We start from the raw sequence: 26,871 nt of genomic DNA, 5'->3' as shown, positions 1-26,871 counted from the left end.
ACGCATATAGCGAGTTAGTTTATAAGAATGTGATTTTTTTCCCTTTCATGATTCATTCTGAAGCTTATTAACTTGATGCTTGAGTTCTAGCGTCAGGGAATCAATTAATTGGTTGTGCGACTGCTTAAATTGCTTGATCTCCGTTGCCAAACTCTGTCGTTGGGAAACAGCAGTTTGGATAGATATGGCAATGTCATGAGCATAATTGGATGTATAGATAAAACCCTTATTAAAAATGTCCCGGTTAACTTTACTGTCGGATAGGATGGCGGGAACTCCCAACGCGGCGGCCTCATAAGCCCCACAGACAAGGCAGTGATCCCGGGTTGTTAAATCGATGGCAACCAAGGCATTTGAAAAATAGTGGACGTACTCCTCTTCGCTAACAAAACCAAGTAACCGAACATTGTTGGGCAGCGAGTTTATAGTGTCCTGGGTTAACTTATTTTTATAGTTTCCTGTTACATAAATAGCGATATCGGGTGTTAGCTCTGCGGCTTTGATAACCTCAAAGTAGGGCTCATCCGCCGCCCAGGTGCAGATGAAAAGCGCAAAATTTTCACCGGCGGGCAAAGGGGGCTGCGTCGGGTGATTGGCGATGGGTGGAATGGGATCCGGAAAAACAAAAGGCGTTCCTCCCCAATTAGTTACCTGTTCGGCAAGATACTTATTGCTAACTATCACCAGGTTGGCATTGCGCGCTATAAATCTGGCGATTAAATTCAGAAACTTATGCTTTCCTTCGAGTGGGTAAATCCCGGCGTTATGCGCATCGACAATTACTATGCGCCGCAAGCAGAGTTTAAGGCACACGGCCACGAAAGATAAAACGATCGAAGGGTTTTGCGTGTAAATAACGCTGATTTTTTTTGAGAAAATGGCAGACAACGTCTTCGCTAATAAAATTATATATTTAATCGAACGAGGCCTTTTCGAGGTGAATTCGTAGAGATCTACGCCTAGTGATGCGCTCATGCTTCTGTTTCGTGGTTGAACTTCCCATGTAAACCAACCTGAATTATTTTGTTTGTGTACACTCATCGCTCTTCGTAACTCTTCTGGGTTTCAATGTGGATTAATTTGTTAACAGCGAGAGCAATGCCAAGTGCAACCCACCAATACACTTCATACAAATCCATGCCAAACAGACCAAGTAATAATCGAATAAAAAGATATCCAATAACTGCTTTGCTCAAGTTAATCAGGAAATGATTGTTTATCGATTCCTCACCAAATTTCCCTAAATTCCTAATGTTCATTGCATTTAATTTTATGAGTTTAAATACAAAGTAAAAGAAAACAAAAAAGCCAATTGGACCAATATTTGTTAGCACTTCAAGGTATAGATTGTGAGTGTTTTGGCTCCTTCCGAACATTTCATATCTGACCTTGGAAAACGCTTGAACTCCAACACCCATTGGATGTTCAATATAAAGCTCAATTGCATCGGCAATGATTTCTTTACGTTTTTCACTAGAGCCACCTTCTTTTTCCTGGCCAGTGAAAATAGACCCGAAACGTTCCTTATACTCGGCTGGTACAAAATTGAAGGTCGCGGCGAGAATCGCTATTCCCAAAAGAAAAATCTTGAACTTTCCTGTTTTCAATTTCATTAAAAAATAACATGTGCCCAATGCTACAGCGACGTAGCCGGTACGGGATCCGGTTGTCACTATGATAACTAGACTAAATAATATAAGTGTTAACAGCCCAACCCTTAACAAGTTACTTTTCACGCTCATCAAAATGTAAACAGCAAAAGGGAGGCAACCAACCGCGAATCCGCTGAAGGAGTTTGGATGTCCGTACATTGCTGTTGATCCGTGCAAGCGTTGAATTCCCTGATTTTCCCACATAAGGCTACCAGTCAGCCAACCGAAAAAACCTTCCTGTCCTATTTTTAACCAGGCCAATAGCATGAATGCGACGATAACTCGCAAATCTTCAATTTTCTCAGTGGCCGCATAAATAAAAAATGAAATTAATGCGAATTTAATAACTCTGTCATTATAAACTCTAATGGATTCGGGCCTGTCCATGGAAAATATTGTGTAGATTCCCAGAATCAAAATTAGCAAGAACGTAGTTTTGGTTACTGAGTTAAATTGCTTTTGCTTGGTTGAATCACCGAAATATTTAACCAGGCACCAAATTCCAACAAAGGCGCCATAGGTAAATTGAAACCGAATGGCTTGTAATTCGGGAATGCGAAAATGTAGCTCTAGATAAAAAGCAAAGATATAAAATCCAACGCAATAGGCAAGCGGTTGCCCTTTGAAAAATGACTTAATTTCATATGCCGCCGTATTGATATTTGGAGCTTCGAGTTTGCGATCCAGGTTATTCATCATACTACCCAAATTGGCAACAAATTAATTAGGCCACAGTGTTGATTACGTAGTGGCCGCTCATGTTCAGGGTCTGGCGAGTTGCTCCTGGTAAAAATGATTGTGCGCCGCAATACATTTTTCCCAACTATATTCAGACTCAACCTTTTGGCGTGCAGCGGCTGCAAGCTGTCTTGCTAGCAGTGGATTTTCGATCAAGTGTGCCATCGCTTGGGCAAGTGCTTCTTCATTGTTTGGTGGAACCAGCAATCCGGTTACCTCATCCTCCACAAGTTCCGGATTACCGCCGACACTAGTGGCAATCGCTGTTACACCTCTAAACATATATTCTAATAGCGCATTGCTCAGTCCTTCGGAATCGGAGCAGATAACGCCCAGATCCAGGGTTCCGAGATAGCCGGTAACGTCGGCGACCCGACCTGCAAAGTGTAGTTGGCGAAATACCCCCAACTCTTTCGCCATGGCCTCAAGTTCTGGTCGCATGTGTCCATCGCCGATGATGTGGAAGCGGATTGATGGGTAACTTTTGTGAACAATAGCGGCTGCCCGGATAAACAGATCAGTCCGCTTAACATGCCGGGTCATATTGCCTACTATGCCAATATTCTGGATCGGTCCGGTATGCTCTACATAAGGTAGTGCAGCGACGTCGATTCCATTTCTGAGCAGTGCCATTTTCTCGCGTGGTAACGAAAAACTATTGCTAAAGTGACTTTTCACTATCTCTGCGTTGCAAATAAAGCCGGTCATCTTCCCATAAACCCATTTCAGCAAGACGGCTTGCTTTTTGGAGTGCCAAAAGCCGAGATCGCGAAAGCACGCAATACGGACTTTGGTATTTGCTAAAAATGCGGCGGTCCCACCAAATAAAGTGGAATCCTGGAAAAATGTTTGAACCACATCGATTTTTTCGTCGCGAAGATAACGAACTAATTTAACGAGCGAGATTATTCCAGATAAGGAAAATAATTTTTTAACATCCCAGTTCAGATGTATACAGTTGGCTGGGGTTAAGTCAGGCGCGGATTCGCGAATGGTTAATAAATAGGGAGTAAACTTTTCACGATCTAGCTGGTTAATTAGGCCGATCAGTTGCAATTCAGTACCGCCACGAATGAGCTTATCGATACAAAAAATAATTTTCACCGGTTGCATATCGATGTGCTCACACGCTATTGGGAATAAGGGATTGGTAAATAGGTAGGTAAGCAAGGCACATCGCCCTGCTTGAATAATTCAATACCATGGACTCATGACAACTTATCGCAAGCCTTTGCGCGAGCAATGTGTCGTTTTGCAATCTGATAATAGCGGATGCCAGTGCTTCGGGTGATTCTAACGGAATTATTAATCCCGTGTTTTCGTGCTTGATCAGCTTGCCGATGTCTCCTACATCTGTGGACACTATAGGAGTTTTCGCCGCTGCCGCTTCAAGCAGGCTCATTGGCATGCCTTCGTCGATAGATGGAAGCGCGAATAAATCTGCAATACTGAGCAATTTATCAATGTCGCATCGGAAGCCTAACAGCTTTACTTGATCTTCTACTTGCTCACGCGCGATTAATTCAGATAGCTCCTGGTGCAAAGGTCCCTCGCCAACGATAAGGATTTTTACGTTGGCACCCTGTAACTTAAGTAATTTAGCGGCCTTAATCAGAACCCATTGCGCTTTCTGGCGATTTAATCGAGCGCTATTGAGTATGCAATAGTCATTGGGCGAAACGCCCAGTGTTTGGCGCAATGCGAATTTTTCTTCCGTACATAATTTTATTTCAGGTGTGTCAACACCGTTGCGAATGAGTTCAATATTTTCGGCAGGCAGTTTGCTGTCCAAAAGTATTTGTTTTATGGGTTCAGAGACCGCAATAATTTTAGGAAACCAACGATAGAAAAATTTTTCCAGAGTAATCATCACTCGCATCTTAAGCGGTCCTTTGGACGGTTCAAACCAAAGATGACAAGTGGCTATGACGGGAATGTTCGTTATCTTCTTAAGCAGATAGCCAAAAACCGAGGGTTTATATCCATGTGAATGAATGAGTGAAATTTTTTCTGCTGTTAGTTGTTTAGATGCTTTGTATAAGTCAACGATAAGACGGCTATTGGCAATAGGAATTTTTATTGCTTCTATATTTAGTTTTATGGCCGCGTCATAAAGTGCGCTGGTAGCATTTGGGCTCGAGACAATACAGCCTACTACAGGCGTGTATTCCCCCTGTACTAATAGTTGTTGCGACAAATTCAAGATGACACGCTCGGCACCATAAACCCCTTCGCTCTCGATAAAATGCAGTATCCGCTTATTACTTGGGGTCATCTTTTCTTCTCACATAAACGTCGTAGGGCAATCCCCCTGTTCCTGCTTTTCCTCCAGGGGCGTTGACGGTTGTAATTTTGATAAATTCTCGCTGTACCCTCGCTAATAATTCATCTGCTTCCGGGGTGCGGTAATTTTGCATAGATAAGACGTATTTGATATCGCTAAATTCTACCTTGCCCTGTAAGGATTCAAGCGGGGATGTGTTTAGTCCATAGTAGTTAAAGCCGCTTGTGGATTTAACATTCAGCATGCTAATTAGTTCAAGGCGCGCACGTTCTTCCCACAGACGTATGTGACGGTGTGTATAACTCTCATTTTCATGCAGTGACTTTTGGATTAAATACTCATAGGCACCCTTCCGATTTTGCAAGCTGGTTGTATTCCAGGGCAGGAATAGGGTGTCGTAACCAATAATGTAAATGACATCTTCACTATTAACATTATCTTTTACCCATTTGCTCATCTCACCATAGTGTGCGTTATCAAATTCATGAGACTGGCTGTAGAGTTGGGAGAAAAATATAATACCTGCAGTTAAAAGTGCAATGGCTTGTAAGCTCTTTATACGGACGCGGGTTATGAGATATATGCCTGCAACGAGAAAAATGGGCAGTGCCGGCAGCATCCAGTAGGCTCGCAATTGGCGAATACTGAGGAACGTGGCAAGCAAGATTGCCGACATAAAAAGTATACTTTTTATTTTCGGCGGCAAAGTGTTTCTATACATTATAAAGCTGAACGTGGCGCCGCCAATAACAATTGGTGCGAGAATATAGCCAGTTCCTCGTAGCACGGTGATGACTTGATCACCCCACTGAATCCAGGGTGATTCATCATCCTTAATATTTAAAGCACGCAGCTTAATATAAAGTAATGGATCAAATAGTGGCGAGCCCGCTGCAATAAAAAACGCCACCAGCGCTAGCATCCCAAATGGGATGGCCTTTTTTATTGAGTTTAAAAAACCCAGTTGACGAATTAAATCCGCTAAGAAAAAGACAACAAATAGACTTGCATGCAGTTTAAAACCGGTGGCGATACCTAACACAACCGCCGACGAATAAAAATAATGTTTGCGATCTCCAAAGTTGGATTGGTAATAGAGTAGGGTGCCTAATGAAACCAAAAACGTCGTCATGGTGTCCGGGCGTGCAACGAGATAGCACCAAAGTGTGTTGTAACTGAGCAAAAATAAACTGGTGGAAGCCGCAGCCCACCAATTCGCGTGTGGCTCTTCTCGAAAAATAGTGCGAGCGAAAAAGAACAATACGATAGCGGTTCCGAAGTCAGCTACCAGCATAAGTGCTCGGTAGTTATATATGTATTGATCAGGCGCGCTAACGAAATCACGGTATGCATCAGCGACAAGATTAATATTAATTAGATCCAGATTTCCCGATGCAGCAAGCTTTACTGTGTAAGTGAGAATTGAAGACAGTCCAACCACCCAGCTTTCAATGTAGGTTCTCTGTGGGGGCGGCTCGCCAAACCACACCAGAAATCCGGCTTCATAAAGGGTGTTATCGTCAATTGTGACGTACGGTGAGCCCACAAAAAAAACATGTAGCTTTAATGTGATTGAGATTGCGGCGATTATCGCAAGCGCCACAAAGGGCAAATATTTATTTTGGCTAGTCACTGAATAACCCTAAAAAAAAACAGAATGATATTTAGTTGAAATAATGCTGTTGCTGCTCTGTAGAATGACGGTTCAATAGCCACTTGAAATAGTTAAAATCAGCATTGGTAGCCAGTCGTCCAATAAGATATTGGTTCTTGGAGGTAATCGGATAATTGCGGGCTAATAGGCCATAGCTATACCCGCATTGCTCAGCACACTGAATCACGTCGTCATTGATATCGCAGAGGCGGCCGTTGGGATAGCAAATCCCCTTGGCGCTATAACCCAATTCGCGATTAATGATTTGAGCAGAATTGGCTAGTTCTTCTGTGATTGTTTGGTGATTTAACCCGCTTAATATTGGGTGAGTAACCGTGTGACTGCCTACATCGAGTCCATCCGCTACCATTTCTTTTAATTGACTCCAGGTAACAGGCAAAAAAGGAACGGCAGGTTGGAGGGGAACTTCGCACTCTGTTATCTGTGCCAATTTATTGATAAACGACTCGCGTAATTCGCTGGTAAGGGTGAGGCAATAGTCTCCTAAAAGATTCCAGCTCGAGGAAAATTTATCTGCTTCAAAAGACAACACACCCAAGGGGGCGATAGTGAATTGCTTTATGGCACTATTGATCATTACGTACTTTAATCTATCTGGCCAAAGCCAAACATCTCCATTCACAAAGCCTGTGGTAACGTAGAGACTGGCTGGAAGATTGTATTTTTTCAGGATTGGCCAGGCATAGTCGTAAAAATCCCGGTGGCCATCATCGAATGTCACCGCCACAGTGTAGGGCTGTAGGCTGTCAGTTCGTAATTCGCGAACTAATGTTTCGATCGATACGACTCTAAAATGATTCGCTAGATAGCTAATTTGCTTTTCAAATTCGGCGGGAGGGAGACCGGTTGTGTATGCGGCTTCAGTAATGCGGTGATACATAATAACCTGAGGGCGCATACGATTGCGCCATCGCAATAGTTTCAGACCACCGCAAGACTCTACCAGTCGTAATAAAAATTGCTTATATCGCCGCATAGTTAGTGTTTGCCAAGGATTAGTTTGGCGAGTGATTTCCAGCCATAGAGTTTAAGTGGGTCCAGCCACAGTCCGTGGATAATCTTTCGCAGCGGCATTAAAAAGAGTTTTTCATTGCGAGCATATACGACGGCTTCACGCATATACATGTCGGCCCATGCTTTTTTTACAGATTTAGGGTCGAGATGCTCTTTGTGTTGAGTGATAAATTTATTCAAAATTCGGTTAGCGAATTCGTAGCGGCCACGGTAGTTGTTTGACATCTGGCCGGACCAGACCCGGTAGATATAGGTTCTTTCCGGTGTGTATGCAAACTCCCAGTTGAGGGAGTAGCGGAGCCATAAATCCCAATCAATGCCCATTCGAAACTCTTCGTCAAAAATGCCGTCTTTTTCGATGCACTGACGACGAATTATTGCTGTTCCAAAAGGAACAAAATTTTCAATGAGCATTTGATTGGTGACTTTACCGGTATGTCGGGTTTCTAAGGCAGGCTTGATGTAACGAATATTGTTTTCATCGATGTTGCTGACCTCACTGTATACAACTCCTACACTTGGGTTGGAAAAAAGTGGCATTTGTACTTCTAATTTATTACTTTCCCATAAATCGTCCGCGTCGCAAAACGCGATAAACTCACCGTGAGTATTATTAATTCCGCAATTTTTGGCTTTCGGTTGTCCCTGATTAGGTGTCCTGATGTAGATGACCCGTTGATCGGCGGAGTACTTCCCCATTGTTTCCTGGGTGTTGTCGGTAGAGCCATCATCAATCACTACTACTTCAATATTGGACCATGTTTGATTCAATATTGAATCAACTGCTTGATCAATATATTGCCCCATGTTGTAGGTTGCGATTACAACACTAACCAGGGGGTGGGTATGTATTACACCTTGCATATAGAAAACCTGTATTTGCCCGATTTTTCCTGCGGAATTTTATCGGTATCGCGAATATCAAAAGAAACTTTTTCCCCAAATACAATACGAAACTCTTCTAATAAACTTTTGTCTGTATTGTCTGTGTATTCAGGGCCCTTTACACGGTTAATAATTATTTCGTCGATTTTTTCTTGAACTAATTGCATTTGCTCAATACCGGGAATTTTGGTGAGGGTTCGCTCAACAAGAGATACCCCGGCAACTTGGCCGCCATCTATTTTTTTCAGGAAGTCAGCAATTCTACCTTCAAGGCGTTCCAGAATAGGCGTCGTTCTACCGCAAGTACACCGACGCTCACTAAGTACTCCCATATCTTCTACGCGATAGCGGATTAATGGCATGCCATAGTTATTGAGGTCGGTAATAACCAGTTTTCCTGGCGAGCCGTAGGGAACGGGATTGTTATTTTCATCCAGACACTCGAGGATAATGTGAGCTGCGTTAATATGCATTCCTTGGTGTTGTTCGCATTCAACACCAATAAGCCCCACTTCTTCACAGCCGTAACGATTACTGACTTTGCATTGGAATGCTTCTTCGATTACTGCGCGTTCGTGATCCAGTAGCATCATTGAGGTGGCAACTATGCCTTGAGGGCGCAAGTCCTGGATGCAATTGCTTAGTAAGTGTTTTGCGAAAATATAAATGGAATGTGAATGGCCGAAAATCATTTCTGGTTTGAAACAACGCCAATTAGCAACAAACTCATTCATCGACTTGGGATCGAGGTTCATTGTGTCTAAATAGATCATTCGCTCCAAAAGGAACCAGCGGATTTTTTGTTTTAGCGTTTTTGGAACGGGCGGGTTTCCCCAGACAGCGGCGACTCTCATCCCTGGGGTCCACCCGCTAAATGAGTCAGCATAAATTTGTGCTCCATTGCGCAACTTTTGGCAGTGGGTATCAAAAAACAAATTTAAGGAAACTCCGGTAGAACCGCCAGTCTTCGCTGTTGCCATGTTCGCTTTATTAAAAGCGGAGCTAATAAATTGTTCGGTATTTTCGCGTATTTGAAGCTTGGTGGTAATGGGGAATCGGGATAGATCGGAAAGACGAATGTTTTGATTGATATTCAATCCGATATCAGCGATGATTTTTTTATACCAAGGGCTTGTCGTAGCTGCATGTTTTATAAGTGCATTCAGCTTTTTTGTTTGCAGTTCAGTCAATGCTTGCGTATCTAAATAGCCTTGCTTTTTTAGGTTTTTATATTCAGTCAGACGTACGTATCCCTCCTTGAAATCCCAGGCCGTGTAGGCGAGTTTGCCGAGCAGTTTGTCAAAGTGATTCAATGGTTTTTCCTTACTGATGTCTTGGTGATTTGCGCCAGGCTTAACCAACTCGTGGTTTCCAAAGGATAATTTTTTCTCTTTTTACAAATTTAATAAATGCCATTGCTGACGCAATATTTATCAAACAAAAGTAGTGAGCCAAGCCGAACCACTTATTTTTACTGCCGTCGTTTAGCGCTACAAACGCTGCGGATGAATAGAAAGTAACTTGGGTGATAAATGTCACTGCATAAAAAATACTGTCGCCCGTAATTAACCCGTTGCTGACAAATGCAATAAACAAAGGAATAAATGCGAGGTAGCGTAAAAGTTTGTGTGATGCTAATTGCAGCGTAAACCATTTGTAAATGAATGGGTTGAACAGGTGTTTCATGTCCCACATGGCCCAATATGCTCTTAAGGAAACTCTGACACGCATACGGAATTCAGATTGAGCTGAACTAAGTGACTCTTCATTGAGTAAGGCATTTTCACAATAGGCGACTCGCTTTCCCTGGGTTACGACCTTCAAGGGCAAAACAAAATCAGGTAATTGGTCTTGATTCATTGGTTGATAGAGCTCCTTGCGGATTGCATCAATGCCACCATCTACTCCAACGACTGATCCTGTCGCAGATTCAAGGGACCGCAAGTGGTTTTCATATTTCATATAGGCGCTGCAACCATCGCCAATTAAACTACCATCTTCATTAACATAAACCATTTTCCCTGTGACATAGCCGATTTCCGGATTGTTAAACATTGCAACCAGGTGCTTGATTGCGTCCGGATGGTACTGGCTGTTAGCGTCGGAAAAAATAATGATATCGCCTGTTGCCTGTGGAATCGCGAGGTTTAACCCCGATGTTTTCCCTTGGCGAGGGGATTGCCTGATTAAACTTACTCGCGAATCTTGTTCCGCGATTGTCGTGACTATCGTATCGGTCGCATCTTCTGATTCATCGGAAACAACAATCACTTGCAGCTGATGCGCAGGATAGTTTGATGTTAGTTTGTTCAGGATGGTTGCTTGTATGCATTTTTCTTCATTAAACGCGGGAATAATTACGGTAATTTTTGGAAGGGGTGCCTCTGGAGCGCTCGAAGGCTCCGGGTGACGTGGGAGCCACTTAAGGAGTAGTGGATAGCCTATATAAATATAGATAATCAGCAGGCCGCTTAACCAAAAAAAAATTTCCAAGGTAACTCCTTAATTGCTGTTGGTAAGTATCTTACCAAGATTCATTATGTTGTCTGTCTCTAGTGCGCAGCTAGAGGATGTGCAGATGCTTTGTAGCGTGTACATTGAAAAAGTATTGTGTCCGCCGATGATGGCTGGAATTTGTAACAGCTTCGCAATCGAATAATTGTTAGTGGTCATTCCTGCCACATCGAACCATTGCGTTTGCGCAACGATTATACCGTTATGTTTGTTGCGAAAAATTTGAATTCTAAATGAAAACGCGTCAGTTTTATTGATCTGTTCATTGATAATTGACCAGCTAATGTTGTCATAAAGGCGCGCAATATACGGGACGAGTTTTGCGTTGCTATCCTTTCTTTGATAATGGCTAATTTGTACAAATACACGATTACCGTCTATCGCATTTTCAGATTTCGTCGGGTTGCCAGCCTCGACAGAAATAGGCATTTTTTTGGAAAGTATCGGTGCGTATTTGTGAGGAATTTTATCCGGGATCGTTGACGGTGAAGGGGCGATGTGGAGAAAATGCGAAAGGGCTGGGCCTATACACAGTACAAGCAGTGGTGCGATTGCTGCCTGTGTCGATGGCGCGCTATGTTTTTGTCTGGAGACTGGGGGGGCGCGTTTGACTACCGGCGCGAAATAAATTGCCGGGAACACTATAAGTGCGAATAGTCCCCAACCGAAATATTCATGGTCACTCATCAACGAACTTTGCATCTGGGACTCATAGCCTACGATGACTAGAATAAAAATCCTAATCCAGTTTGAAAGCAGGCCTATTATTGTTGCAATGCAGAGAGCAACAAGCGTTTTTTTAACTGAGTACCCATTCAAATAGCTGATTATATAGGCTATCGCGAGGGAGATAGTAAGATATCTGAGGCCGGAGCAGCCGTCGGCGATAATTATTTCCCCATAAGGAATGAATATGCTGTTGTTATCAATTACGGCAGCAATATTAATTTGCTGTACCATTTTGCCGACCATAAACCCGCTGAGATTTACCAGCGGGTTTACTAATTGGTCCCATATTGGAATGGCGAAGATAGGTAACAATAGTAATACAATTTGTTGCCGTAAAATGTGAGTTCCGAAAACACAGACAAAAGTGAAGACGATAAGGGACAGTAATGATAGTTGCTCAATAATTTGCAAATTTATAAGGTTGGAGAGGTACCAAATTATTGAAGATGCCCCAAGCGAACCCAAAAAAAAGATTTGAAGCCCTTTCGATTTGGGTTGTGCTATTAATGGGGAAATAGAAAAAAGAAAGAAAAAAAACAATCCAACAATGATTAATCCGTGAGACAAGCTCTCGTCCCATTTTATCCAACGAACAAAAAGGGATTGGACCGTTTCGTGATGAAGCAGTGAGATCAAGACAACCAGAAAAACTGGAAGCAGTTTTAAGTAGATGGTGTGCAGTTTTGGTTGGTGATTGTTGTAATCTTCCATGCTGGCAATCCAGGCAATTTTTTGGAATGTTACCTGATGCGCGTGATTTTTTACAGTTATGGTTTTTGGTGCCAAATAAAAAGCCGACCAGTGGTCGGCTTTTTTATGCAAAGCTGCGGGATGTTATTGTGCGGCGTTGCGACGACGTGCAGCACCTAACCCTAACAATCCCAGGCCCATTAAAAGCAGGGTGCTTGGTTCTGGAACTGTACCTACGGTTACATCATCAATGCCCCAGCCATCGTGGTTGTTGCTGTTAATGAACTCGAGAACGCCGCCTAACACGTTAACATCGCTTTTGATGGTGACATAACCAACATTGCCGTTAGTGTTAAATGCAGGGATAACAACTTGAGTTGACGTGCCGTTGGTAAACTTCAGTGTCAGGGTTGCGCCTTGGTCGGTTGCATCGGCGATGTAGAAACCAAATGCATTAAAGCTTCCGGTCAGCGGTGCGCCAAACGTCCAAGTAACAAGTTCGGCATCATTGCTGTCGAGCCAGTAATCTTTGGTCCCGCTTGCAAGTGATTGACGGCCGAACTCGCCGGTTCTGCGGCTTTCAATCATGAGTTGGTCGTTATGAGGATTACCGGTAGTTTGACCAGCGGTAATTAATTCAAAGGTACCAACGGCAGTGTTGAAGACGCTGCTGCGGTTTTCCCACTTGTTTTGGTCGCCTGCTCCGATGCTCTCATACGCACCGCCGAGACCATTGAAGGTTTCGGTTGCTTTTGCGCCTACTAAAGAGGACAAGAAATCCGCTTCAGCATTAGGATCGGTGCTGAAATTGATGCTAAGAAGTGCGGCTTGTGAACTCATTGAGGCGAGGGCGATAGCGCCACCAGCCAAAAGGGTTTTAAATGATTTCATGACAATATCCTTCCGTGTGGATGTGAGTGATGTGTTAACGCCTTTTGAAGTTAGCACAAATAATGCCATTTATTTAAATGTCTTTAGTAACAATGAGTTGCGAACGCCATTTTGGCTGTGCGACAAGTGGGTGTAAAAAAATGCGACACTCTTTGCTCGGGCTGCCAACTATAATTCTCAGCGTGGATATATTTGGATAAAGTCGCTGTAAAAACCATTTGTATCGTAAACCGCGATATCAATCTTATCGTCTGCAGCTATGTCGGTTAGCGTGTAATTGGTTGTTGTGCTTCCAGGTATTTTTATATAGCTAATTGATATGCTTGTTTTTTTGCGTATTTCATAACCACCGATGTCATCGAGCTCGAGATAGCTACCGTTGGCCCTCTGGGTCGGATGTCTCCATTTTAATTGAACAGTCTTGGGTGATCCTGACGTGCTGCTAGAGGCGCGGGATGAGCTTGAGGTGCTGCTCGATGAGCTGCTGCTATTTTTAGAAGAGCTTGACTTAACGCTGCTCTTACTTGAATTGTCCTTGCTGGAGATGCTGCTTGCGGAGCTAGGGGTGCTACTGAGTGAGGATGACTGGCTGCTGGCGGACGTTATGGGCGAGCCGGTCGTCGCTTGGGTGCGAATGGTGAGGACGGGTGATTTTTCAGAGGCATTGCCATTGAAATCAATAGCTTGAATTGTATAGCTGTAGTAAGTGGATGGCGCCAGGGTTGTGTCCGTATACGTGTAAGTTGGGAACTCCAGTGTGGCAATTGGTTTATCGTTCCGCTCAATTTTGTACTGATAAACCCCGGTATCGTCGGCGGCATGTCCCCATATCAGCGTGGCGCTGGTTTCTGTGGTGGATTGCAAAAAGAGCTTTGTGTTGCCAGGAGGTGTGATGTCTTCTCCAAATTCTGTTGGTGCTCCGTCTTCGCTGCTATTGGTACTGCTGCGCGAAGCTCGCTGATAAACCGAAGATGTGGCAAGGGCGGATGAGGTTTTGGCGGCGCTGGATGTTTGTGTTGATGTGCTCGCCGCACTGCTATCAATCATTTTTGATGATGCGCTGCTAGTCAATATTTGCTGTGAGCTGCTGCCTTCGGGTTTATTTGTTGTTGGTGGGTCTGTATCGCCAGCAGCGCCACCGCAGCCTGCGAGAAATAACGAGAGCAGTATGGGCAGTAAATAACTCGAGGTGCGGTTTCTTACATTGAACATCTTTCTTGGTATCCGGAAGGCTCTAGTGGAATTGGCGTTAGTTCATTCGATTGAAAATTATTTTTAGCACGCGGCACTTTAAGCGCTCGTTGCAGGGAGCCTATTTTTTAAAAAACGCGACAAATTCTTCAGTGACTGTGATGAGTGTGTCGTTGAGAGGCACGCGGTTTTATTTTCTTTAGTTATATAAGGCAATTTTCAAGGGCCTGTTTATGTGCTTTAAATCGCAGAATCATTTTTTTCGTGATCATTGCCGTTTTCGAGATAGTTTTGGTTTACATCATATTTTTTAATAAGATCATAAAACGTTGGCCGGGTGACTCCCAATAGCTTGGCGGCGGCCGAGATATTGTTGTCGGTCATGCTTAGTGCGCGCAATATGGCACCTCGCTCTGCCTCCTGGCGGACATGCCGTAAATTGAGCGATAGCTCACCAGCTTCAGCCAAGCCCAAATCCTCTCGGGTGACATATTTACCGTCAGCCATAATTACAGCGCGTTTTATTTTGTTTTCCATTTCGCGGATATTGCCTGGCCACGCATAGTTTTCGATGGCGGCGATAGCATCAGGCGTAAATCCCGTTACGTTTTGACCGTGCTCCTTGGCGAACTGCAACTTAAAGTGGCGCGCCAATAAGACCTTATCGCCAAGGCGATTGCGAAGGGGTGGAATGTTAACCGTCATTTCGCAAATGCGGTAAAACAAATCTTCGCGGAAACTGCCATCGCGTACCATGGCTTCCAGATCTTTATTGGTAGCGCATATCACCCGCACATCCACGGGAATTTCACTTCTGCCGCCGACGCGTTCAATAACTCTTTCCTGTAAAAAGCGCAAAAGTTTCGCTTGCAAATTGTGAGGCATATCACCAATTTCATCGAGAAACAGGGTGCCTTCATGGGCGGTTTCTACCTTGCCAAGGGTGGTTTTATTGGCCCCGGTAAAAGCTCCCTTTTCATAGCCAAACAGCTCGCTCTCAATCAGATTTTCAGGTACGGCCGCGCAATTGATGGCGACAAAGCGCTTGTTTCTCCTGGGGCTAAGTTGGTGAATGGCGCGCGCCATAACTTCCTTGCCGGTGCCGCTTTCCCCCAGCAAAGTACAGGTTACTGTTGTTGGGGAAATTTTTTCCAGCTGGCGACAAATTTTGAGCATTTGTGGATCGTTGGTGATCATACCTTCGAGCGGTGCTTGCTGCGAGATATTTAGGCGACGGTTGTAATCTTCCAAGTCAAAGATGTGGAAGGCTCGCTGCACGATCAAATCCAGCGTGTTGGGATCTACCGGCTTTTGGTAAAAATCATAGGCGCCCATGGCGACAGCGCGCAGTGCGTTGTCGCGATCTGTTTTACCTGTCATCACAATAATTTTGCTATTGGGTGCGATACGCAAAATGTCCTGTATGCATTTAAATCCTTCATCGACACCATCTTCATCGGGAGGTAGGCCAAGATCCTGAATAATGACTGGCGCTTCGTGCAGGCGTAGAGCGGCTATCGCGTCTTGACGATTATCGGCAACGACAGTTTCGTATTGATCAAAATGCCAGCGCAATTGGCTTTGCAGGCCGGTGTCATCTTCAACAATCAGGAGAATAGGTTTGGTGGTGGTTGATTTGCTCATGCGATCCCGCTAATCCTTGTTCAGTGGCAGGGTAATTGTAATGGTTGTACCTTCGCCAACTTCGCTGGCGACATTCAGGGTTCCACTCAATTCGCTAATGTATTCGCGCGATAGATACACGCCAATTCCCATACCTTTACCGGATTTGGTTGTTTCAAAGGGTTTGAATAATCGATTGTGGATAAAGTCCCAGTCCATCCCCGAGCCTGTGTCCTCAATCATAATTGTGGCTCTATGTTGTTGTATCTCAAGTGTAACATGAACCCGGCCAGTGTCCGGGGTCGCTTCCTGAGCATTTTTGATGAAGTTGGTAATAGTCATCACCAGTCTTACCTGGTCGGCGTTGATTGTGCGTAGACTGGATTCAATCTCTGCGGTTAGCTTGGGGCTGCTGCGTTGTTGGCATTCTTGTACCGCTTGATTGACAACTTCGCTAATCGAGAGGCGTTTGACTAAATCGGAGTCATCGCGGCGCAACTTTTTCAGCAAGTTGTTCATGCGGTCAACTGAATTACTGATGGTTTTAATCGCGTCTTCTATAAATGCCGGGTTGCCTTTGTGTTTTTCGGCGTTGCGGACGACTAGTGCCTGCTGGGCAATCAGGTTGTTGAGATCATGAATAATAAAAGCAACCAGTTTGTTGTAGGTATCAAACTGGCGCCCTTCCACCAATTGTTCGGCTTGTTGATGGCGCTTAAGGTAGCTGGCAACCTGGCGCCCCATGGTTTTAAGCAAGTCCAGATCTTCCCAGGTCAGGGTTTCATCGCCACCAGGTTTGGTGAGGGCCATAAAACCGACCAGCTCCTCGCCGACGATCAATGGAAAGAGAATCCATAGGTCGGGGATATTATGGGTCCAGCCGGGCAGCAGCTCGTTGTGCTGACCGAGCGCCTGGTTGTCACCGCTATCGGGAATAAATACCCACTCGGATTCGATAAACGCGCGGCAAAATGGGCTGTCTACTGGTTCCTCTTGCAGGTCGACAAAGCCGGGCAGGTTGGCCCGGTAGACTGGCTCATAAAACCCCTGCTTGCGCAACCAGATCGCGCCACTGGGCGCTTTAGTGGTAGAGGCAACAGCAAAAAATGCGCGCTGGTTGACTTCACTGGCGTCGGCGGGTTGAGCCAGATAATTGATCAGGCGCAACCACTCATTGCGGTAGTCGTATTTGTAGCGAAATAAATGTTTGTTGATAAGCACAGATAGCCGCATACGGATACGACTTGAAACGAACACTGTAGCGATAAGTAATACTGCGGCTACCAACAACAAGCTGTAGAAAACAGTTCCCCAGTTGCCGCCGTAAAGACGCACATAGTATCCACCTAATGAGAGTACGGTGATTAGAACCCCGACTCCAACCAGGGATGTGGTGTAAAACGCGATAGGCCGAGAGAGATTGAAATTGGCAGGACGTTCGGTTTGCTGCAATAACAGCAGGCCCCCCAATGCCATAAATAGGCAGGTTGCGATAGATACAGCAGCGCGCGATTGCCAGAGCATCGGGTCGAGCCCCTTAAAGATCAGCGCATGGGTAAATAGATAGATGTCATAGAGGAAAATTGCCGCCAAATTCATGCAAAGCAACTTTATCTGGCGATCGTTTTCCGCCGCAAAGCGGTAGAGTTGCTCGACGCTGACCAGCGCGATTACCGCCAGCCCCAGTGCAAACCACACCGACAGTCCCGCCTGATTCACATTAGGGATAAACAGCATGGCAATGGCCAGCGCGGTGATTGGCCAACCACCGCTAAATAACAACTGCATGCTAGTGGGTAATTGTCTTCGCTGGCTGCTGCGTTTCAAATTGAGGCTTATGCAGAATACCCAGGCGTTGTAGTGCAGATATTCAAAGATAATGAGCATGTACAGCGGGATTGAGTAATTCGAGAAGGACAGCGCAACGCTGCCTAAGTGCAACGTGTGTATGGCGGCGGCGCCAGCAAAAATCCAGGTTTTTCGCTGGCGAGTCAGCTGGAATAAATAGGTAGCCGTTAATAGCGCGGCGACGACCGCAGCACTGAAATAGGCAACCAGGGTGACGCTGTTATATTCCATAACGAATTTAGTCCCAATTGGGTATAAGGCTGAGTTGATAAGCATAACAGTAGATAGCAATGTATCAAATCGCGACAAAGCGCCGTAAAGCCGCGAATACGCACTTCGCCTGTAGGGTTATTTGCCGCTATAATGCGCGCCGATTTGATGTGCCTCAGGCTTTTTACCCTGCGCACCTATAAACTGGGTTGGACGGATACAGGTTCCCGTCGCCCGACAATACCATCGAGGAAATCACCGTGAGCCCCATGAAGAAGCTGTTTGGAATTCTGTTTGTTGCAGGTTTGGTTGCTGGCACCGCTGTTGCGGAAGATGATGTGAAGGCGCGCACTGCACCGGTAGGTAGCACCTGTATGTCCGGTGATGAATGTGCGGCAGCGCCAGCGCCGGCGGCTGCCGCTGGCCCTAAATCCGGTAAGGACGTGTTCGGCAGTTTCTGCACTACCTGTCATAGCGCTGGCCTGATGGGTGCGCCAAAGTACGGTACAGCCGCAGATTGGGCACCACGGGTAGCCAAGGGCAAAGAGACCCTCTATACCCATGCGTTAGGCGGATTTAACTCTATGCCACCAAAAGGTATGTGTGCAGCCTGTACTGATGATGAAATCAAAGGCGCAGTGGACTACATGATTGAGGGTAGCAAATAGTTGCTTGCTGTCAGCCAATAAAAAAGCGACCTCAGGGTCGCTTTTTTATTGGGCGAAAAATGTGTAAGGTCGGTCAATCAAACAAATTCAGCAGACTGGAAAGGGTTTCTTCACCTTTGGCCAGATTTTTGGCCTCGCTCTGTTCACCAAAACCTTCCCATTCCACATCTTCCGTAGGTAATTCATCCAGAAAACGGCTGGGAGTGGTTTCACTCATTTCACCAAATTGTTTGCGCTTGCCCGCCAGGGTCATATTAAGTGTGCGCTTGGCGCGGGTAATCCCCACGTAGGTCAGTCGGCGCTCTTCTTCAATATTGTTATCTTCAATACTGTTGCGATGGGGCAATAAATCTTCTTCCATGCCCACCATAAACACATGTGGAAACTCCAGGCCTTTGGATGCATGCAGAGTCATCAGTTGCACCTGATCGCTGGTATCTTCCTCCTCTTGCCGCTCCAATAGATCGCGCAGCACCAGTTTGGCGATGGCATCCTCCATGCGGGTATCATTTTCCTCATCATCACCATCGGTTTTATCCAGGGTTTTTTGCAGCGACTCCACCAGGTAAAACACATTTTCCATACGTTTTTCTGCTGCTTTGGGGGTATTCGAATTTTGATGTAGCCAGCCTTCATAGTCGATGTCATTGAGCATCTCGCGTATGGCATTGACCGGGTTATCACCGGTGCAATTGCGTCCCACTTGCTTGACCCAGTGCGCAAAACGCTGGATGCGTTCCAGGTTTTTCTCCGGAATGCGACTTTGTAAGCCTATCTCATCCAGTGCGGCAAATAGACTGATCTGGCGTTCGCTGGCATAGGTACCCAGTGCCTCCAGTGTGCTGGTGCCTATTTGTCGGCGCGGGGTATTGATTATGCGTAAAAAGGCGTTGTCATCGTCCGGGTTTACGATCAAACGCAAATAGGCCATCACGTCCTTGATTTCGGTCTTGGCAAAAAATGAGGAGCCGCCGCTCATCTTGTAGGGAATCTGGTGATGCTGGAGTTTCATTTCCAGTAGGCGCGCCTGGTGGTTGCCGCGGTAGAGCACCGCAAAATCGCGGAATTTGTACTGTTTTTGTAAGCGTTGGGTAATGATTTCGGTGGCGATGCGCTCGGCTTCGGCCTCTTCATTTTTGCAGCGAATAACGCGAATGGGATCGCCCAGGCCCATGTCACTCCACAGGGCTTTATCGAATTCGTGGGGGTTGTTGGCAATCAAATGGTTGGCTACACGCAGTATACGGCTGGTGGAGCGATAGTTTTGCTCCAACTTGATTACTCGCAAGTTGGGGTAGTCCTGTTTTAGCAGGCCCATGTTTTCCGGGCGGGCGCCGCGCCAGGCGTAAATGGATTGGTCATCGTCGCCCACCACAGTAAGCGCGCCACGATTGCCTACAATTAATTGCACCAGCAGATACTGGCTGGAGTTGGTGTCCTGATATTCATCGACCAATAAGTAGCGGATTTTGCGCTGCCAGCGTGCAAGTACGTCACTATTGGTTTGAAACAGCTCCACCGGAATCAGGATTAGATCGTCAAAGTCCACCGCGTTATAGGCGCGCAAAGCCTGATTGTAGCGCAGATATATCATGGCGATCGTCTGCTCACCCTGGCTTTGCGCCATACTCAGGGCGCGCTCGGGTACAACCAGGTCGTTTTTCCAGTTGGAGATTTGGTGTTGCACCAGATCCAGATGGTCGCTATCTAGGTCGCCATCTTTCAACATAAGTTCTTTCAGCAGGGAGCGTGCATCTTCTGAATCGAAGATGGAAAAACCGGGTTTGAAGCCCAGGGCCTTGTGCTCCTTGCGGATGATATTCAGGCCCAGGTTGTGAAAAGTGGAAACTGTCAGGCCTTTGGAGGCGCTGCCTTTTACCAGTTTGCTGGCGCGTTCTTTCATTTCGCGCGCGGCCTTGTTGGTAAAGGTGAGGGCGGCGATATGGCGTGCGGGAATGCCGCACTGTTCAATCAAATAGGCGATCTTGCGTGTAATTACGCTGGTCTTGCCGCTACCGGCACCCGCCAGTACCAGGCAGGGGCCATCGATATAAAGCACGGCTTCTTTCTGGCGGGGGTTGAGTTGGGTCACTGCAATGGCCTGGAGGGTAAACGTCGGGCGAGCATTCTAGCAAGCCGGAATCGCCTTGCAATCGCGATTTCAGCAGCTATAACCACAGGATAACTGTAGCGGGTTTGTAGTGGTTATTTGTTATATCCGGATGCGTTTAGTTTGCCCCGGACGGCTGCTACCATGGGAGCAGATCCGGGGTTTATATTCGCGCCAATCGGGCGATGGAAAGAGACGGTGAGCGATGGACAAAAAGATCAAAATTTTATTTATCGACCGTGAGCAAGGTGAATACTTGCTCATCGCCGAGATTTTGTCCCATATCCGTCATGTTGAATATGAATTGGTGTGGTGCAACCAGTTAGAGTCCGCGCTCAATAAAATTCTCTCGCAAGAGTTTGATGTCGCCTTACTGGATTACTACTGGGGCAACGCCAATGCGCGCGACTTGCTAAACGCCGCGCGTGTACAAGCCTGTCAAACCCCGATAGTGGTGATGACCGATGAAATGGAAACCGAAGTGGATCGCGAGGCAATTCGTGCTGGCGCCGCTGATTATTTAATTAAAGGTCAAATTGATCACTTGTTGCTGGAGCGCGCGTTGCGCTATGCCATTGAGCGCAAGCAAACCGAGCAGCACCTTTCACGACTCGCGCACTATGACCCATTGACGGATGTGCCCAATCGCATTTTATTTCGCGATCGCCTCGAGCACGCAATTAATTTGGCGGAGCGTGATAAAAACAGTTTCACCTTAATGTTTATTGACCTCAACGGTTTTAAACAAGTTAATGATAATTTTGGTCACGACGCTGGCGATGCCATTATTCGTATTTGCGCTGAACGATTGAATGCCTGCTTGCGACGCAGCGACTCGGTTGCGCGGATGGGCGGCGATGAATTTACGTTACTGTTGCAAAACATCGCCAACAATACCGACGTGGCGCACATCGCGGAAAAAGTTATTCGCGCAATCGAAATGCCCGCCGATATTAACGGCCACGAAGTGGTGGTTGGTTGCAGTATTGGCATCGCCATTTATCCGCAAGCCGGGCGCGATGCGGACACCTTATTGAAGCACGCCGATATGGCGATGTATAAAGCCAAGCAAGAATCCAATAGCAACTACCGCTTCTTCACTGAAATGATGAATCAGGATGTGCGCCGTCAATTGCGATTGGAGTCAGACTTGCGCGCTGCGCTGAAAAAACAACAATTTGCATTGCATTATATTCCACGCGTTGATGTTTCTACCGGTAAAGTGGTTGCCTTGGAGGCATTGTTGCGCTGGGAAAAACCTGGCGTCGGGCTGTTAAATGCGAGCGATTTTATCGCTACTGCTGAAGAAACTGGCATTTTAACGGCCATTGGGTACTGGGCAATTCGTCAGGCTTGTAACGACGTGAAAAATTTACAGAAATTTTGGGGTGGCTCCCTAATGGTCGCGATTAATTTATCGGTGCGCCAATTCAAAGATGAAAATCTGGTGCATGAGGTCGCGCGTATTTTTGCTGACAGTGATATTCAGCCGGGTGATATTGAATTTGAAATCACTGAAACTGTGTTTGCCGATAATATTGAACTGGTATCCTTGTGCATGCGGCCATTGGCATTTTTTGGCATTAACTTTTTACTCGACAGGTTTGGTGCGGGAAATTCATCGCTGTTGCATTTGCAGCGATTGCCAATTAGTACGGTAAAAATTGATTTAAATTTTTTGCAGGAATTAAATCGCAGCCACACCGATAAGCGTCTGGTATCGGCGATGATCTCGCTGGCGCACAACTTGGGTAAATTGGTAGTAGCGGAAGGTGTGGAAACCAAAGAGCAAAAAGATTGGTTGAAGGAAATGGGCTGCGATTTAATGCAGGGCTATTATTTTTCCGCGCCCAAATCCTACGCTGAAATTATGAATTGGCTGCAGGAGTCAGCAGCTCGGCAACAACTCAATTAACGGGCGGTTAATTGCCCGGCTGGCGATCGAGAGTGCGATAACTCAGCGCTTCGGTAATATCAACGGTGTTCAGATGATTGCGATCATTCATATCGGCCAGGGTGCGCGCCAGTTTTAACACGCGGTGATAGGCGCGCGTCGATAATCCGAGTTTGTTGATCGCTTGCTCAAGTAAGTTTTTATCGCTGCTGGTCAAATCGCAATGTTGTTCCAACTCGGGTACCGAGAGTTGGTTGTTCGCTTTACCCTGACGTTGCAATTGTCGTGCGCGTGCCAGTTCCACCCGATCGCGCACAGTAGCGCTATTGTCCCCCAGAGTTTTGCTTTGCAATTCTCCTTGCCGTAAAGCGCGAACGGGTACATGCATGTCGATTCTGTCTAACAGTGGCCCTGAAATCTTGTTGCGGTAGCGCTTTACCTGATCCGGAGTGCAGCGGCAGCGATTGGCGTCGCTGCCGTGGTAGCCGCAGGGGCAAGGGTTCATCGCCGCGATCAGCTGAAAGCGGGCGGGAAAACAAGCCTGATTGCGCGCGCGCGAAATTCGCACTTCGCCGCTTTCCAGCGGCTCGCGTAATACTTCCAGTACCGTGCGTGAGAACTCGGGCAGTTCGTCGAGAAATAATACACCGGCATGGGCCAGCGAGATTTCACCAGGTTTGGGGTTGGTGCCACCGCCTACCAGCGCAATAGCAGAGGCCGTATGGTGCGGGGCGCGAAAAGGTCTTTGACGCCACTGATAGTCTTTGGATTGCGAGGCCACGGAGTAGATGGCGGCTACGTCCAGCATCTCCCGTTCGCTCAAGTTGGGCAGTAAACCAGGTAGCCGGCTGGCCAGCATGGTTTTCCCGGTACCCGGCGGGCCGTAAAACAACAGGTTGTGACCACCGCAAGCGGCTATTTCCAGCGCGCGTTTGGCGTGTGACTGACCTTTGACATCGAGAATGTCGAGGATTTCGCGATTGCTCGGGAACTGGTCCTGCGCTGCCTCCGCCTGTTTCAGCGGTTCTCGCTGGTGCAGATGAGCGCACACTTGCAAAAGGTTGGCTGCACCAAATACGCGCGTAATACTGCTAAACGCCGCTTCGCCACCACTCGCTGTGCTAATAATCAAGTCACGCCCCGCGTCGCCACAGGCGAGCGCGGCCGGTAATGCTGCACTAATTGGGCGCAACTCGCCAGAAAGCGCCAGTTCTCCCAGAAACTCGTGGCGCTCAAGTTGCTCTGCAGGAATTTGTCCTGAGGCGGCGAGAATTCCCAGTGCAATGGCCAGGTCATAACGCCCCCCTTCTTTGGGCAGGTCAGCCGGTGCCAGGTTGACAGTAATGCGCTGCGCGGGAAACTCCAGGTGGCTGTTGATAATGGCACTGCGCACCCGATCCTTGCTTTCTTTTACGGCCGTTTCGGGCAGGCCGACAATGGAGAGGCCAGGCAAGCCATTTGAAATATGGACTTCGACAGTAACCAGTGGGGCATTGATTCCCAGCTTGGCGCGGGAATAGATAATAGCGAGAGACATAGACGTTCCTTGTGATTGTTTTTGAAGCAGTTTTTTAACCTGAGCGACTATAAGACAAGCCATCGGCCGGGCCAAGAGCAATAGCCTTCCGCGCCCCGATATTGTCGCTTACTTCTCCAATTGCGCTAATTGACGCTCCAGTTCTTCCAGTTTTGCGCGTGTGCGGACCAGTACGGCGGCCTGCGCATCAAACTCTTCCCGGGTAACCAAATCGGCGCGTGCGAGTACCGCTTGTAGCGCAATGTGTAATTCCCGCGCAGGAATCAAAGTGCCCTTATCCGCCAGTTGCTGCTGGATTTCCCCAAACAGCTTTTCAGTCAAGTTGCGAATCATGGTGACATTTTTCGGGTGTACCCCGCCTCTGGGTGTATGCAGGGTCAGTTTACTGTTTTCTCAACCGGGTCGCATCTGGCAGTTTTGAGTACAAATGTTGTTTTTGATGACCGTGTTCATTAATGGTGCTCATGCTTTGCTCTGCTGGTCAAATTTGGTGCAACACTTGTATTCGATCTTGGATATTTTCGCTTTAGGTGCCAATAAATAGTTATATCTAATTGATTTTATTTGGTTTTATGAAATTGGCCTACTCTGTGCAAAATTTTACGCGAGTACTTGATGTCGGTTTGGGTGGCAGCTGTAGCGGTTTTTTGCAGCTCTCAATTCTGGACAGGACAGTATTTCCGGTGTTTCCCGCACCTTTTGGTGCGGGAATTTTTTCAGGAGTGCGACTAATGAAATTGGTAACTGCAATCATCAAGCCGTTCAAGCTGGATGTGGTGCGTGAAGCCCTCTCCGACATTGGCGTTCACGGTATGACCGTGACGGAAGTAAAGGGCTTTGGCCGTCAGAAAGGCCACTCCGAACTCTACCGTGGGGCAGAGTACGTGGTGGATTTTTTGCCAAAAACCAAAGTGGAAATAGCCGTTTCTGATGCCGAGACCGATACCGTGGTTGAAGCGATCACCAAAGCGGCCAATAGCAGCAAGATCGGCGATGGCAAGATTTTCGTTTCCGATCTGGAACAAGTGGTGCGGATTCGCACTGGAGAGACAGGTAACGAAGCTCTTTAAACGATAACAACCGACCAGCTGTGCATGGCGTGCTGGCATCAGACAAATCACCTCAGGAGAATATTTTCGTGAAAAAACTATTTCGTATGGGCGTCAAGCTCGCCCCGCTAGCCTTGTTGGCTGCGCTGATACTCCCCGGCTCTGGCGCCTGGGCGCAAGACGACGCGGCGGCGGCAGCAGATACCGCCACCGCAGTAACTGAAACCGTTGCGGCAGAAGCGCCAGCAGCCGAAGCTGCTGCGCCAGTTGAGGCTGTCGCTGAAGAAGCGCCTGCGGCTCCCGCTGCGCCATCCTTCGATAAGGGTGACATCGCCTGGATGTTGACCGCGACCCTACTGGTTATCTTCATGGTGTTGCCTGGCCTTGCGCTGTTTTATGGCGGTATGGTGCGCGCCAAAAACATTCTGTCATTGTCCATGCAAGTGTTTGTGACCTTCTGTTTGATCGCTGTGCTCTGGTCGATCTACGGATACTCACTGGCTTTCACCTCGGGCAGTGCCTTTTTTGGTGGGTTCGATCGCCTGTTCCTGAAAGATATGCTTGACGCGGCGGGTAACCTCCTGCCTGCAGCGACTTTCAGCAAAGGTGTTTACGTGCCTGAATATTTGTACGCTGCATTCCAAATGACCTTTGCTGCATTGACCCCTTGCTTAATCGTGGGTGCTTTCGCCGAGCGTATGAAGTTCTCTGCGGTATTGGTGTTTGCCGTGTTGTGGTTCACCTTCGCTTACTTGCCAATTGCACATATGGTGTGGTTCTGGGCGGGTCCAGATGCTTACACCACCGCTGAAGCAGCTGCTGCTGCGACTGCGGGTGCGGGCTATATATTCCAAATGGGTGCGCTTGATTTCGCCGGTGGCACCGTAGTTCATATCAACGCCGGTATTGCTGGTCTGGTAGGGTGTTTGTTGATTGGTAAGCGTAAAGGTTTTGGCAACGCGTCCCTTGCTCCACATAATGTTCCTTTCACCATGATCGGTGCTGCGATTCTGTGGGTGGGTTGGTTCGGCTTCAACGTGGGTTCAAACCTGGAAGCTAACGCCTTTGCGGCGCAAGTATTTATCAACACCTTCCTGGCGACTGCGGCTGCAGTACTAGCCTGGACCTTCGGTGAGTGGCTGGTGCGTGGCAAGCCAACAATGTTAGGTGCGGCTTCTGGAGCAATTGCTGGCCTGGTAGCCATCACTCCTGCTTGCGGTTGGGTAGGGCCAATGGGTTCCTTGGTAATCGGGGTTGCCGGTGGTCTGATCTGTATGCTGGCGGTGTTGAAGCTGAAAGCCTGGTTGGGTTATGACGACTCTCTGGACGTATTTGGTGTTCACTGCGTGGGCGGCATCATCGGTGCGATCCTGACTGGCGTGTTTAACAGTCCAGATTTGGGTGGTACTGGTGTGTACGATTACGTTGCTGGAACCTGGGGCTTTGCCGGAATTGGTGCGCAAACCTGGATTCAAACCAAGAGTGTGTTAATTACCCTCGTCTGGTCCGGTGTAGTTTCCTTTATCGCTTTCAAACTGGTTGATATCGTAATCGGCCTGCGTGTGAGTGAAGAAGTTGAAACCGAAGGTCTGGATACTGCTGAGCACGGTGAGCGCGGCTATCACATGTAATTCCCTCCGGCGCTTTGCATGACCGCAAAGCGCCTTTT

Annotated in this window: 21 protein-coding genes; 4 read left to right on the top strand and 17 right to left on the bottom strand. The window is 47.0% G+C overall.

The window, feature by feature from the left end; translation table 11 throughout:
* Positions 1-45: 45 nt before the first annotated feature.
* The 14 genes from D0C16_RS15435 to prsK all read right to left on the bottom strand — a co-directional run bounded on the left by D0C16_RS15435 (position 46) and on the right by prsK (position 17,965).
* Positions 46-1,041, bottom strand: coding sequence for a glycosyltransferase (locus D0C16_RS15435; protein WP_151033180.1), 996 nt, complete (start codon positions 1,039-1,041; stop codon positions 46-48).
* Positions 1,038-2,351, bottom strand: coding sequence for an O-antigen ligase (locus D0C16_RS15430; protein WP_151033179.1), 1,314 nt, complete (start codon positions 2,349-2,351; stop codon positions 1,038-1,040). The genes D0C16_RS15435 and D0C16_RS15430 overlap by 4 nt, the downstream gene beginning before the upstream one ends.
* Before the next feature lie 63 nt (positions 2,352-2,414).
* Positions 2,415-3,494: a glycosyltransferase gene (locus D0C16_RS15425; RefSeq protein WP_191968506.1), complete on the bottom strand. Its 1,080-nt coding sequence runs from the start codon at positions 3,492-3,494 to the stop codon at positions 2,415-2,417.
* Between the two features lie 19 nt (positions 3,495-3,513).
* Positions 3,514-4,665 (bottom strand): glycosyltransferase family 4 protein, encoded by a 1,152-nt coding sequence (locus D0C16_RS15420; RefSeq protein ID WP_151033177.1) that lies wholly within the window; start codon positions 4,663-4,665, stop codon positions 3,514-3,516.
* Positions 4,652-6,307 carry a hypothetical protein gene (locus tag D0C16_RS15415; RefSeq protein ID WP_151033176.1) on the bottom strand — a complete coding sequence of 552 codons (1,656 nt, stop codon included), beginning with the start codon at positions 6,305-6,307 and terminating at the stop codon, positions 4,652-4,654. The genes D0C16_RS15420 and D0C16_RS15415 overlap by 14 nt, the downstream gene beginning before the upstream one ends.
* A gap of 31 nt (positions 6,308-6,338) precedes the next feature.
* The gene (locus D0C16_RS15410) at positions 6,339-7,247 is read right to left on the bottom strand and encodes a polysaccharide deacetylase family protein (protein ID WP_191968505.1); all 909 of its coding nucleotides are present in this window, start codon (positions 7,245-7,247) and stop codon (positions 6,339-6,341) included.
* Positions 7,248-7,327: 80 nt separating this feature from the next.
* Complete coding sequence (locus D0C16_RS15405; RefSeq protein WP_151033174.1) at positions 7,328-8,227, bottom strand: glycosyltransferase; 900 nt, start codon at positions 8,225-8,227, stop codon at positions 7,328-7,330.
* Positions 8,215-9,561 (bottom strand): phenylacetate--CoA ligase family protein, encoded by a 1,347-nt coding sequence (locus D0C16_RS15400; protein ID WP_151033173.1) that lies wholly within the window; start codon positions 9,559-9,561, stop codon positions 8,215-8,217. The genes D0C16_RS15405 and D0C16_RS15400 overlap by 13 nt, the downstream gene beginning before the upstream one ends.
* A 40-nt stretch (positions 9,562-9,601) precedes the next feature.
* Positions 9,602-10,741: a glycosyltransferase family 2 protein gene (locus tag D0C16_RS15395; protein WP_151033172.1), complete on the bottom strand. Its 1,140-nt coding sequence runs from the start codon at positions 10,739-10,741 to the stop codon at positions 9,602-9,604.
* A 9-nt stretch (positions 10,742-10,750) separates the two neighbouring features.
* Positions 10,751-12,202: an exosortase gene (gene xrt, locus D0C16_RS15390; protein WP_151033171.1), complete on the bottom strand. Its 1,452-nt coding sequence runs from the start codon at positions 12,200-12,202 to the stop codon at positions 10,751-10,753.
* A 123-nt stretch (positions 12,203-12,325) separates the two neighbouring features.
* Positions 12,326-13,072, bottom strand: coding sequence for a PEP-CTERM sorting domain-containing protein (locus tag D0C16_RS15385; RefSeq protein WP_151033170.1), 747 nt, complete (start codon positions 13,070-13,072; stop codon positions 12,326-12,328).
* Between the two features lie 177 nt (positions 13,073-13,249).
* Positions 13,250-14,284: a fibronectin type III domain-containing protein gene (locus D0C16_RS15380; RefSeq protein WP_151033169.1), complete on the bottom strand. Its 1,035-nt coding sequence runs from the start codon at positions 14,282-14,284 to the stop codon at positions 13,250-13,252.
* A gap of 219 nt (positions 14,285-14,503) precedes the next feature.
* The gene (prsR, locus tag D0C16_RS15375; protein WP_151033168.1) at positions 14,504-15,907 is read right to left on the bottom strand and encodes a PEP-CTERM-box response regulator transcription factor; all 1,404 of its coding nucleotides are present in this window, start codon (positions 15,905-15,907) and stop codon (positions 14,504-14,506) included.
* Positions 15,908-15,916: 9 nt separating this feature from the next.
* Positions 15,917-17,965, bottom strand: a complete 2,049-nt coding sequence (gene prsK, locus D0C16_RS15370) for an XrtA/PEP-CTERM system histidine kinase PrsK (protein WP_151033167.1) — start codon at positions 17,963-17,965, stop codon at positions 15,917-15,919.
* Positions 17,966-18,213: 248 nt separating this feature from the next.
* Here prsK and D0C16_RS15365 point away from each other — a divergent pair, with 248 nt between their 5' ends.
* On the top strand, positions 18,214-18,612 hold the full coding sequence (locus D0C16_RS15365) for a cytochrome c5 family protein (RefSeq protein ID WP_191968504.1): 399 nt from the start codon (positions 18,214-18,216) through the stop codon (positions 18,610-18,612).
* Positions 18,613-18,685: 73 nt separating this feature from the next.
* Here D0C16_RS15365 and rep read toward each other — a convergent pair whose 3' ends face one another.
* Positions 18,686-20,704: a DNA helicase Rep gene (gene rep / locus D0C16_RS15360; RefSeq protein WP_151033165.1), complete on the bottom strand. Its 2,019-nt coding sequence runs from the start codon at positions 20,702-20,704 to the stop codon at positions 18,686-18,688.
* Between the two features lie 223 nt (positions 20,705-20,927).
* Between rep and D0C16_RS15355 the strand changes: the two genes are divergently transcribed.
* The gene (locus D0C16_RS15355) at positions 20,928-22,637 is read left to right on the top strand and encodes an EAL domain-containing protein (protein ID WP_151033164.1); all 1,710 of its coding nucleotides are present in this window, start codon (positions 20,928-20,930) and stop codon (positions 22,635-22,637) included.
* Between the two features lie 7 nt (positions 22,638-22,644).
* On the opposite strand, the gene D0C16_RS15350 is transcribed toward D0C16_RS15355, so the two are convergent.
* Positions 22,645-24,153: a YifB family Mg chelatase-like AAA ATPase gene (locus tag D0C16_RS15350; protein WP_151033163.1), complete on the bottom strand. Its 1,509-nt coding sequence runs from the start codon at positions 24,151-24,153 to the stop codon at positions 22,645-22,647.
* 108 nt (positions 24,154-24,261) lie between these two features.
* Positions 24,262-24,486, bottom strand: coding sequence for an accessory factor UbiK family protein (locus tag D0C16_RS15345; RefSeq protein ID WP_151033162.1), 225 nt, complete (start codon positions 24,484-24,486; stop codon positions 24,262-24,264).
* A 398-nt stretch (positions 24,487-24,884) separates the two neighbouring features.
* On the opposite strand from D0C16_RS15345, the gene D0C16_RS15340 reads away from it, so the two are divergent.
* Both D0C16_RS15340 and D0C16_RS15335 read left to right on the top strand, forming a co-directional pair.
* Positions 24,885-25,223, top strand: coding sequence for a P-II family nitrogen regulator (locus D0C16_RS15340; protein WP_151034951.1), 339 nt, complete (start codon positions 24,885-24,887; stop codon positions 25,221-25,223).
* Between the two features lie 68 nt (positions 25,224-25,291).
* Entirely contained in the window at positions 25,292-26,833 is a 1,542-nt protein-coding gene (locus tag D0C16_RS15335) for an ammonium transporter (RefSeq protein WP_225318704.1), read from the top strand.
* Positions 26,834-26,871: the final 38 nt, after the last annotated feature.

The sequence above is a fragment of the Cellvibrio sp. KY-GH-1 genome (genome assembly GCF_008806975.1).
GTDB lineage: Bacteria > Pseudomonadota > Gammaproteobacteria > Pseudomonadales > Cellvibrionaceae > Cellvibrio.
The sequence above is the reverse complement of the archived record's forward strand: the minus strand, read 5'-3'. Positions and strand labels throughout refer to the sequence as shown.

Bases quoted from the DNA above. Each gene is read 5' to 3' on its own strand.
- D0C16_RS15435 (WP_151033180.1), bottom strand. From the start codon at position 1,041: ATGAGTGTACACAAACAAAATAATTCAGGTTGGTTTACATGGGAAGTT.
- D0C16_RS15430 (WP_151033179.1), bottom strand. From the start codon at position 2,351: ATGATGAATAACCTGGATCGCAAACTCGAAGCTCCAAATATCAATACG.
- D0C16_RS15420 (WP_151033177.1), bottom strand. From the start codon at position 4,665: ATGACCCCAAGTAATAAGCGGATACTGCATTTTATCGAGAGCGAAGGG.
- D0C16_RS15410 (WP_191968505.1), bottom strand. From the start codon at position 7,247: ATGCGCCCTCAGGTTATTATGTATCACCGCATTACTGAAGCCGCATAC.
- D0C16_RS15405 (WP_151033174.1), bottom strand. From the start codon at position 8,227: ATGCAAGGTGTAATACATACCCACCCCCTGGTTAGTGTTGTAATCGCA.
- xrt (WP_151033171.1), bottom strand. From the start codon at position 12,202: ATGGAAGATTACAACAATCACCAACCAAAACTGCACACCATCTACTTA.
- D0C16_RS15385 (WP_151033170.1), bottom strand. From the start codon at position 13,072: ATGAAATCATTTAAAACCCTTTTGGCTGGTGGCGCTATCGCCCTCGCC.
- D0C16_RS15380 (WP_151033169.1), bottom strand. From the start codon at position 14,284: ATGTTCAATGTAAGAAACCGCACCTCGAGTTATTTACTGCCCATACTG.
- prsR (WP_151033168.1), bottom strand. From the start codon at position 15,907: ATGAGCAAATCAACCACCACCAAACCTATTCTCCTGATTGTTGAAGAT.
- prsK (WP_151033167.1), bottom strand. From the start codon at position 17,965: ATGGAATATAACAGCGTCACCCTGGTTGCCTATTTCAGTGCTGCGGTC.
- D0C16_RS15365 (WP_191968504.1), top strand. From the start codon at position 18,214: ATGAAGAAGCTGTTTGGAATTCTGTTTGTTGCAGGTTTGGTTGCTGGC.
- D0C16_RS15355 (WP_151033164.1), top strand. From the start codon at position 20,928: ATGGACAAAAAGATCAAAATTTTATTTATCGACCGTGAGCAAGGTGAA.
- D0C16_RS15350 (WP_151033163.1), bottom strand. From the start codon at position 24,153: ATGTCTCTCGCTATTATCTATTCCCGCGCCAAGCTGGGAATCAATGCC.
- D0C16_RS15345 (WP_151033162.1), bottom strand. From the start codon at position 24,486: ATGATTCGCAACTTGACTGAAAAGCTGTTTGGGGAAATCCAGCAGCAA.
- D0C16_RS15340 (WP_151034951.1), top strand. From the start codon at position 24,885: ATGAAATTGGTAACTGCAATCATCAAGCCGTTCAAGCTGGATGTGGTG.